At 73.1% G+C, this 8,368-nt stretch carries 10 protein-coding genes; 4 read left to right on the top strand and 6 right to left on the bottom strand.

Going from position 1 to position 8,368, the window contains the following annotated elements:
* A partial coding sequence (locus tag RBH18_RS30915; RefSeq protein WP_306213989.1) for a TetR/AcrR family transcriptional regulator occupies window positions 1-543 on the bottom strand: 543 nt, incomplete at its 3' end.
* Window positions 544-586: 43 nt separating this feature from the next.
* Window positions 587-1,168, bottom strand: a complete 582-nt coding sequence (locus tag RBH18_RS30910; RefSeq protein WP_306213988.1) for a TetR/AcrR family transcriptional regulator — start codon at window positions 1,166-1,168, stop codon at window positions 587-589.
* An 83-nt stretch (window positions 1,169-1,251) separates the two neighbouring features.
* Between RBH18_RS30910 and RBH18_RS30905 the strand changes: the two genes are divergently transcribed.
* A complete protein-coding gene (locus tag RBH18_RS30905; protein WP_306213987.1) occupies window positions 1,252-2,148 on the top strand; it encodes an LLM class F420-dependent oxidoreductase in 897 nt (298 codons plus the stop codon).
* A 16-nt stretch (window positions 2,149-2,164) separates the two neighbouring features.
* A complete protein-coding gene (locus RBH18_RS30900) occupies window positions 2,165-3,199 on the top strand; it encodes a 5'-3' exonuclease (RefSeq protein WP_306213986.1) in 1,035 nt (344 codons plus the stop codon).
* 211 nt (window positions 3,200-3,410) lie between these two features.
* On the opposite strand, the gene RBH18_RS30895 is transcribed toward RBH18_RS30900, so the two are convergent.
* Window positions 3,411-3,866: a DinB family protein gene (locus RBH18_RS30895; protein ID WP_306213991.1), complete on the bottom strand. Its 456-nt coding sequence runs from the start codon at window positions 3,864-3,866 to the stop codon at window positions 3,411-3,413.
* Between the two features lie 81 nt (window positions 3,867-3,947).
* Window positions 3,948-5,009 (bottom strand): hypothetical protein, encoded by a 1,062-nt coding sequence (locus tag RBH18_RS30890; protein WP_306213985.1) that lies wholly within the window; start codon window positions 5,007-5,009, stop codon window positions 3,948-3,950.
* A gap of 73 nt (window positions 5,010-5,082) precedes the next feature.
* Here RBH18_RS30890 and RBH18_RS30885 point away from each other — a divergent pair, with 73 nt between their 5' ends.
* Window positions 5,083-6,117 carry an LLM class flavin-dependent oxidoreductase gene (locus RBH18_RS30885; protein WP_306213984.1) on the top strand — a complete coding sequence of 345 codons (1,035 nt, stop codon included), beginning with the start codon at window positions 5,083-5,085 and terminating at the stop codon, window positions 6,115-6,117.
* On the top strand, window positions 6,107-7,132 hold the full coding sequence (locus RBH18_RS30880) for an LLM class flavin-dependent oxidoreductase (protein WP_306213983.1): 1,026 nt from the start codon (window positions 6,107-6,109) through the stop codon (window positions 7,130-7,132). Before RBH18_RS30885 ends, RBH18_RS30880 begins: the two co-directional genes overlap by 11 nt.
* Here the strand turns inward: RBH18_RS30880 and RBH18_RS30875 are convergent.
* Window positions 7,120-7,833 (bottom strand): hypothetical protein, encoded by a 714-nt coding sequence (locus tag RBH18_RS30875; protein ID WP_306213982.1) that lies wholly within the window; start codon window positions 7,831-7,833, stop codon window positions 7,120-7,122. The genes RBH18_RS30880 and RBH18_RS30875 overlap by 13 nt on opposite strands.
* A complete protein-coding gene (locus RBH18_RS30870; RefSeq protein WP_306213981.1) occupies window positions 7,830-8,360 on the bottom strand; it encodes a SigE family RNA polymerase sigma factor in 531 nt (176 codons plus the stop codon). The genes RBH18_RS30875 and RBH18_RS30870 overlap by 4 nt, the downstream gene beginning before the upstream one ends.
* Between the last annotated feature and the right edge of the window lie 8 nt (window positions 8,361-8,368).

Raw genomic sequence — 8,368 nt, 5'->3', positions numbered from 1 at the left:
AGCCCGCTCGGTGTCCCTCTCGGGCAGGCGCCCCGCCCGGGCCAGGGTTGCCAGGCCGTGGAGCGACGCCCAGAACAGCTCGGTGAACAGGCCGGGGTCGACGCCGTCGCCGGCCGGGTCGCGGAGGGTCTCCTGCAGGGCGGCGAAGGCGTCCCTCAGCGGCTCTGGGGTGTCGTCGCGGGCGAACGCCAGGCCGCCGTCGAGCTGGAACATCGCGTCGTAGACGGCCGGGTTGGCGGCGGCGAAGCCGAGGTAGGCGCGGGCGAGGGCCAGGACCCTGGCGCGCGGGCCGGTCGCGGCGGCGGTGGCGGCGCGCAGGGCCGCGGCCAGCTCGGCGGCGCCCTGCAGGGCGACGGCGCCGATGATCTCGCGCTTGCCGCGGAAGTGGCTGTAGAGGACGGGCTGGCTGTACTCGATGCGGTCGGCGAGGCGGCGGGTGGTGACCGCGTCCCAGCCCTGCTGCTCGGCGAGCTCGCGGGCGGTGGCGACGATGAGGCGCTCGCGGTCCGCCCGTTCCCGTTCCTTGCGTTCGCGTACCGACATGACGACATGCTAGCACTGCTAGACAATCAGGCAGCGACAGCCTTCAGGTCGCGAGCAGGGAGCGGGCGGCGGCGGCGGCGCGGTCGGCGATCTCCTCCAGGGGCGTGCCGGCCCGGCGCCAGAAGCCCGTGGTGAACAGCGTCGTGTAGCCGTGAGCGGTCGCGATCAGGGACTCGAGCAGGGTCAGCGTCTCGGCGGGGGTGCCCGCGCAGGCCGCCGTCGTCAGGCCGAGGAGGTCGGTCATCAGCGCTCGGGTGCGCTCGGTGCGCTCACGGTCGGCGACCGCGTACAGCTCGGCGGCGAAGATGACGTCGAAGCCCGCACCCGTACGGGCGACGAAGCGCACGTAGGCGGCGGCCGCGGCGGCGAAGCGGTGGCGCGGGTCCGGACCGGCCGCGGCGGCGGCCGTGCCGATCGCGGCGCGGAGGTCGCGGGCGGCGGCCGACGAGACCGCGGCGAGGAGGTGGCCCCGGCCGGGAAAGTGCCTGTACGGCGCCGCGGTGCTCACGCCCAGGCGGCGGGCCACGGCGGCCACGGAGAAGCGTTGCAGGCCCTGCTCGGCGAGGATCTCGAAGCTCGTGGCGACGAGGGCCGCGCGGAGATCGCCGTGGTGGTAGGACGACACGGGACGCTCCTCGCTTGCGCCGATGTAAGAGGGCTCATACATTACCAAGTGAGAGACCTCTTACATCGAGCGAGGGAAGAACCGTGAGCATCAAGCTCGGGTACCAGATCCCCAACTTCACCTACCCCGGCGCGACCGGCGGGCAGATCTTCGACACGGTGGTGGCGCAGGCCCGCGAGGCCGAGGGCGCCGGCTTCGACACCGTGCTGGTGATGGACCACTTCTACCAGCTGCCCGGCATCGGCACCCCGGACCAGCCGATGCTCGAGTCCTACACGACGCTGGGCGCCCTGGCGACGGCCACGTCGACGATCCAGCTGTCCACGCTGGTCACCGGGAACACGTACCGGAATCCCGCGATGCTGGCCAAGACGGTGACCACCCTCGACGTGGTCTCGCACGGCCGGGCGATCCTGGGCATCGGCGCCGGCTGGTACGAGCGCGAGCACCACGACTTCGGCTACGAGTTCGGGACCTTCGGGCAGCGCTTCGAGCGGCTGGAGGAGGCGCTCACGATCATCGCGCCGATGCTCAAGGGCGAGGAGCCGACCGTCGAGGGCAAGTGGTACCAGGCACGCACCGCCATGAACAACCCGCGGCACCGCGACACCGTGCCGATCATGCTCGGCGGCAGCGGGGAGCAGAAGACGTTCCGGCTGGCCGCGCGGTTCGCCGACCACATGAACATCATCTGCGACCTGAACGACCTCGGCCGCAAGGTGGGCGTGCTCAAGCAGCGCTGCGAGGAGATCGGCCGCGACCCGGCGACGCTGGCGACCAGCTACCTGGCGTCGGTCCACCTCGACGGCCCGCCGCGCCCCGGGGCCTTCGCCGGCAAGCCCGAGGAGGTCGCCGAGCAGCTGCACGAGAAGGTGCTGGGCCAGGGCGTCACCGGCCTGACCATCAACATGATCGCCAACGGGCACGAGCCGGGCGTCGTCGCCGCGGCGGGAGCGGCACTCAAGCCGCTCGTGTCCTAGGGCTTAAGCTCTCCGGGTGTCCCCCGCTCCCCTGCTGCTCGTGCTCGACGGCAACAGCCTGCTGCACCGGGCCTACCACGCGGGAGCAGGGGACGGCTGGACCGACGGCGACGGGCGGCCGATCTGGGCGCTGCGCGGGCTGGTCGGATTCATCGCGCGGGCCGCGGCCTATCTGCGGCCCGACGCGCTGGTCGTGGGCTTCGACTGCCCGCACTCCTCGGCCCGGCGCACCGAGTTCGCGGAGTACAAGGCGCATCGCCCGGCCAAGGCGGCGGACCTGGCGGAGCAGCTGCTGGGCGCGCCCGAGCTGCTGACCACCGCCGGCGTACGCACGGTGTGCCCGCCCGGCTACGAGGCCGACGACGTCCTGGCCAGCAGCGCCGCCGCCGCCCGCGCCAAGGGCTGGCGCTCGGTGCTCATGACCAGCGACCGGGACGCGTTCGCGCTCATCGACGACAGCACCTCGGTGCTGCGCGTCCGCAACGGCGGCATGGACGAGGCCGTGCTGGTCGACCCGGCCGGCCTCACCGAGCTGTACGGCGTCACAGCCACCCAGTACAGGGACTTCGCCGCGCTGCGTGGTGACCCGTCCGACAACCTGCCCGGCGTACGCGGCTTCGGGGCGGCCACCGCGGCCAAACTCCTCGCGTCCTTCGGCTCGGTGGACCAGGTCTGGGCCGCCCTGGACGCGGGCGAGCACGGCCTGGTCCGCGAGGCGGTCGGCGCGAAGGCCGCGGGGCAGCTGCAGGCGGAGGGCGTACGGGAAAGGGTGGAGCGCAACCGCAGCATCATGCGCATGCGCGCCGACCTGCCCGTGCCCGACCCCGACACCGCCCGCCTGCCGCTCCGCCTGGCCACCATGCGCATCGCCCTCCGCGAACGCGGCATCAACCTGGGCCCGTCCCTGTGGGCCCTGACCGGCGGCGTCCCACCCCAGCGCGAGCCGGAGCCCCGCGAGGAGGACCCGCTGCCCGACCTGCGCCCCTGGGTGATCCGAGGCGGCATGTCCGGCCGCCGCGACCCCACCCCGGGCCAGCTCAGCCTCTTCTGAGCGGTCGCGCCGGCCGGTTCCCGCCCCCTCGTCGCCGTCGGCGAGACCCCAACCGGCCCACAGCCGCCTGCCCCGCGCGGCGCGACCGGGACAAGGCCACGGCCGCCGCTCGGCCGACCGGCCGGCGGCGTGGAACAGCGCGTTGAACGTCCAGCAATGGTGAACGCCGGCCAGGAAAGGTGGATCATTGCCGCCCCAAGGGGGAGCCGGCTCAGGAGCCGGTGGTGCCGTCGAGGCGTTCGCGGATCAGGTCGGCGTGGCCGTTGTGGCGGGCGTATTCCTCGATCATGTGGAGGTAGACCCAGCGGAGGCTGAAGGTGCCGCGGCCCTCGAGGGTGAATTCGTGGTCGAGGGGCAGGGCGGCGACGTCGGCGGTGGCCACCTTCAGCTCGGCGAGGTGGGCCGCGTAGTTGGCCTCGGCGTCGGCGGTGGGCACGTCGTCGAAGTCGCCGTCGATGTTGGTGTCGTCGTTGTAGGGGTCGGGGAGGTCCTGGCCGGCCGCCCGGATGCGGAACCAGCTGCGCTCCACCGCGGTCATGTGCCGGAGCAGCCCCAGCAGGGTCAGGTTCGAGGGCTCGACCGCGGCCTGCTTGAGCTGCTCGGCCGTCAGTCCCGCGCACTTGCCCAGGAGGGTCTGCCGGTGCCAGGCGAGCCAGCCCTCGAGCATGGCTCGCTCGGCGCCGGTCGTGGGCTCGTCGGCGCGCTCGGCCGGGGGCGCGGTCCACGGAGAAGAAGTCACGCGATCACCCTAGGGGGCGCCGGGGATCGTGCGGAGGTCGAGGCTGTGGCGGACGAAGGTGGTGAGGTTGCCGGCCGTCCACCACAGGACCCCGCTGCGGTACGTGATCTGGCCCGCGTCCGGGCTGATCTGCACCGTGCGGTTCGTGGCGATCTCGTGCACCAGGAGCTCGGCGTTGCCGGTCAGGTCGGAGTTGCTGCCGATGCGCACCCAGATCTCGAAGCGGCCCAGCGGCGCCACGTCGACCACCGCGGTGTTGACGTCCCCCTCGGCGATGGTCGAGCGGCCGGAGCCGTCGGGGCGCATCAGCTCGATGCGGCTCCAGCCGTCGTCGTCGATCGACACCACGCGGCAGTAGTCCGGGCTGCAGTCGGTTGCCGCCTGCGGGGTCCGGGTGATCCGCCGCTGCTCGCCCGTGTCGGCGTTGCGCAGGACCGCGGCGCCGCGGGTGTCGGTGACGCCGTCCACCAGCCAGGGCCAGCCCGCCAGCCGCCACGAGCCCGGCGTGGAGCGCACCGAGACCGGGCCGCCGCTCAGCGCCACGGACCGCAGCTCGGTGCCGCCCGACCTGTCCACGGCGGTCCAGTGCGCCTGCCCGTCCGCCAGTACCAGATCGTTCTCCGACCGATAGGACCGGAAGGTCCCGATGTCGGTCGTCACGCGGCGCGCCCGGGACGCATCCGCCGTCCAGAGCGACAGGCCACCGTCACGAGTGCTCTCGATCCATGCGAGCGTCGCCCCTGAGCCGGTGAGCGCCTGGAACGACGGGTCGGCGGCGCTGGGCAGCGAGCGCAGCACGCGCAGGCGGGCCTCCGTACGTACCAGAAGGCGCAGTTGCTTGCCGTCCGGCGAGGGTGCCGTGCCCACCGAGGTCGCGGCGTCGGTGAAGAAGATCGGCTGATAGGCCGTGCCGTCGGGCAGCGTCGCGGGCAGCGCGGCCCGCTGGGCGGTGGGCCAGGCCACGGCCACGGGCGCCGGGGTCTCGTCGCGGGACGGGCCGGCGGCCGGCAGCCCCAGCAGCAGGCCGCTCGACAGCAGGGCAGCGGCCAGCGCCACCGTGTTGCTCTTCACCCCCGACAGTACGCACGGCGGCGCGAAACGGATCAGGGAATGACCGCACCCCCCGCGAAGGTTGACGCTTCACGTGAAGAAGAAGATCGGGTTCCTGTCCTTCGGGCACTGGCGGGACGTGAACGGCTCCCAGACGCGCAGCGCCGCCGACTCCCTGCTGCAGACCATCGAGCTCGCGCAGGCGGCGGAGGAGCTGGGCGTCGACGGCGCGTTCGTCCGGGTCCACCACTTCGAGCGGCAGCTGGCCGCGCCGTACCCGCTGCTGGCGGCGATCGCCGCGCGGACCAGCCGGATCGAGATGGGCACCGGCGTCATCGACATGCGGTACGAGAACCCGCTCTACGCCGCGGAGGAGGCCGCCGCCGTGGACCTCATCAGCGGCGGGCGGCTGCAGCTGGGCGTGAGCCGGGGATCCCCCGAGACGGCGCTGCGCGGCGCCGAGTCGTTCGGCTACGTCCCGGGCGAGGGACGCACCGCGGCCGACGACGCCCGGCAGAAGACCGAGATCTTCCTCGCGGCTATCGGCGGGGCGGCCGTGGCGCGCACCGACCCGGCGCGTACCGGCGGGATCAGTGGCGGCCTGGCGATCCAGCCCCAGTCCCCCGGCCTGCGCGAGCGCGTCTGGTGGGGCGCCGGCACCCGGGCCACCGCCCAGTGGGCCGCGCAGCTCGGCATGAACCTGCAGAGCTCGACGCTGCTCAGCGAGGACACCGGCGTGCCCTTCGACCAGTTGCAGGCCGAGCAGATCGAGCTGTACCGCAAGGCGTGGCAAGAGGCGGGCCACGAGCGCGAGCCGCTGGTCTCCGTGTCGCGCAGCGTGCTGCCGATCACCGAGGACATCGACCGGCTCTACTTCGGCAACGACGACGATGAGGATCAGGTCGGGCTGCTGGAGGGCGTGCGGTCGCGCTTCGGGCGCACGTACACCGGGGAGCCGGACAAGATCGCCGCGGAGCTGGCGCGCGACGAGGCCGTCAAGGCCGCCGACTACGTGCTGCTCACCGTGCCGAATCAGCTCGGGGTCGCCTACAACGCCCGGATCCTGGAGACGATCACGAAGCACGTGGCCCCGGCCTTCGGGTGGCAGGATGATCGCCGTGCCCCGTGAATCGACACCCCTGCGGAAGCTCGGCTTCCTGACCATCGGCCTGTTCGACCGCGACGATCCGCGCGCCGGGCACGAGTCGACGCTGGAGATCATCCGGCTCGGCGAGGAGCTGGGCTTCGACAGCGCCTGGGTGCGCCACCGCCACCTGCAGTACGGCATCTCGTCGCCCGTGGCGGTGCTGGCGGCCGCCACCCAGCGCACCAGCCGCATCGAGCTCGGCACCGCGGTCATCCCGACCGGCTGGGAGAACCCGCTGCGCCTGGCCGAGGACCTGGCGACGGTCGACGTGCTGTCGGGCGGGCGGCTCAACCCGGGGGTGAGCGTCGGCCCGCCGATGAACTTCGAGTACGTGAAGGACGCCCTCTATCCCGATACCGACGAGGATTTCAGTTACCGGCGGGTCGAGCGGCTCCTCTCGTTCGTCGCGGGCGAGAAGGCGAGCGACCTGAGTGGCGCGCAGGGCGTCGTCGAGGTGTTCTCCGAGCGGGTCGAGCCGCACGCGGCCGGCCTGCGCGAGCGCATGTGGTACGGCGGCGCGAGCATGAAGTCGGCGGTCTGGGCCGGCGAGCACCGGATGAACTTCCTGACCAGCAGCGTGATCCAGGCCGAGGGGTCCGAGGACTTCGCCGCGAACCAGGCGGCACAGGTCCAGGCCTTCCGGGCGGCCCATCCCGCCGGGCGGGTCTCCCAGGGGCTGGTGGTCATCCCGACGGACAGCGCGAGCGCGGAGCAGAAGGCCCGCTACCAGGAGTACGTCGACAAGCGCACGCCCCGGACCACGACCACGCACGGGCCGCGGAAGATGATGTTCGCCCGCGACCTGATCGGCACCTCGGACCAGATCGCCGAGCAGCTGTACGCGCACGCCGGCTTCCGGGAGGTCGACGAGGTCGCGTTCGCCCTGCCGTTCAGCTTCGAGCACGACGACTACGTCCAGATCCTCACCGACACGGCGACCCGGCTCGGCCCCGCCCTGGGGTGGGCGGGGCCGGGCGTACCCGGTCAGAAGGTGTAGATCCGGGGCTTGCCCCGGGGCAGCTCCGCCCCCGCCGCGTCGTAGGCCACCGGGTTCGTGATGGTGTCCTCCGGCGTGACGTCGCCCGGCGCGAACCAGAACACGGTGATGCCCGGATCGACGCTCCACGGGGCGAGCTGCGCCTCGACCGCCTTGCCGCCCACGGTGACCGTGATGCGCTTCGCGGCGCCCGCGTAGTAGCCGAACGCCGGCTGCTCGATCCCGCCGTCGAGGGCCATGGCGGCCTGGATGGTGTGGAAGCCGGCCGGAGTGGCGGCGGTGTCGTCGATCGTCAGGTACTCCTCCAGGTCGCCCTTGGCGTCCCGCGTGCCCAGGCAGAGCCCGTACGCCTGTCCTCCCGCGGGCCGCACGCCGAAGAGGACCCACTGCTCGTAGCCGGTGTCGATGACGTCGCCGAACGGACCCCGGTAGTTGTTCATGCTGGTCAGTACCGGCTGAGGGGACGGGGAGACCGTCGGCGTGGCGGCCGGCGGCAGGGCCGGGCGCGCCTCCGGCTGGGTCACCGCTGTGATGCCGATCGCCACGGCGAGCACCGCGGCCGCCACCCCTCCGACGGCCATGATCCGGCGGCGGCGGCGCAGGCGGCCGCCCGCGGCGACGATGCCGTCGAAGTCCAGGCTGCGCGGCGTGAAGTCCGCGGCCGACCGCAGGTCCTCGCGAAACTCGTCCAGTTCCCTCATCGCCACAACCTCGCGATCCTCGTTCGGCGCGCCGGTTCCGCGGGCGGCTCCGGGCTCATGGTGACCCGCAGCTTGGCGAGGCCCCGGGCGTTGAGGCTCTTGACCGTGCCGAGCGACAGGCCCAGCTCGCGGGCCACCTGGGCCTCCGGCAGATCCAGGTAGTGCCGCAGCACGACCACGGCCCGCTCCTTGGCCGACAGCGCGCCGAGGGCCGCGATCAGGGACTGCCGCTTCGCCACGTCCTCGGCCACGTCGTGCGGCACGGCGCCGTCGGGCATCGTCTCCGTGGCGCGCTCGCGGATCGGCCGGCGCCACTGGTCGGTCACGTAGTTGGCCAGCACCCGCCGGGCGTACCCGTACGGTTCGTCGTTGCGGACCCGGGACCAGGCGGCGTACGTGCGGACCAGCGCGGTCTGGGCGGCGTCCTCGGCGGCGTGCCGGTCGCCGGTCAGCAGGTACGCCGCCTTCTGCAGCCGCTCCGAGCTCGCCCGGGCGAACTCGACGAACTCCTCGTCACCGCGGGCCATCGGCGCTC

Origin of the sequence: Actinoplanes oryzae (genome assembly GCF_030757795.1) — a bacterium.
GTDB lineage: Bacteria > Actinomycetota > Actinomycetes > Mycobacteriales > Micromonosporaceae > Actinoplanes.
The sequence above is the reverse complement of the archived record's forward strand: the minus strand, read 5'-3'. Positions and strand labels throughout refer to the sequence as shown.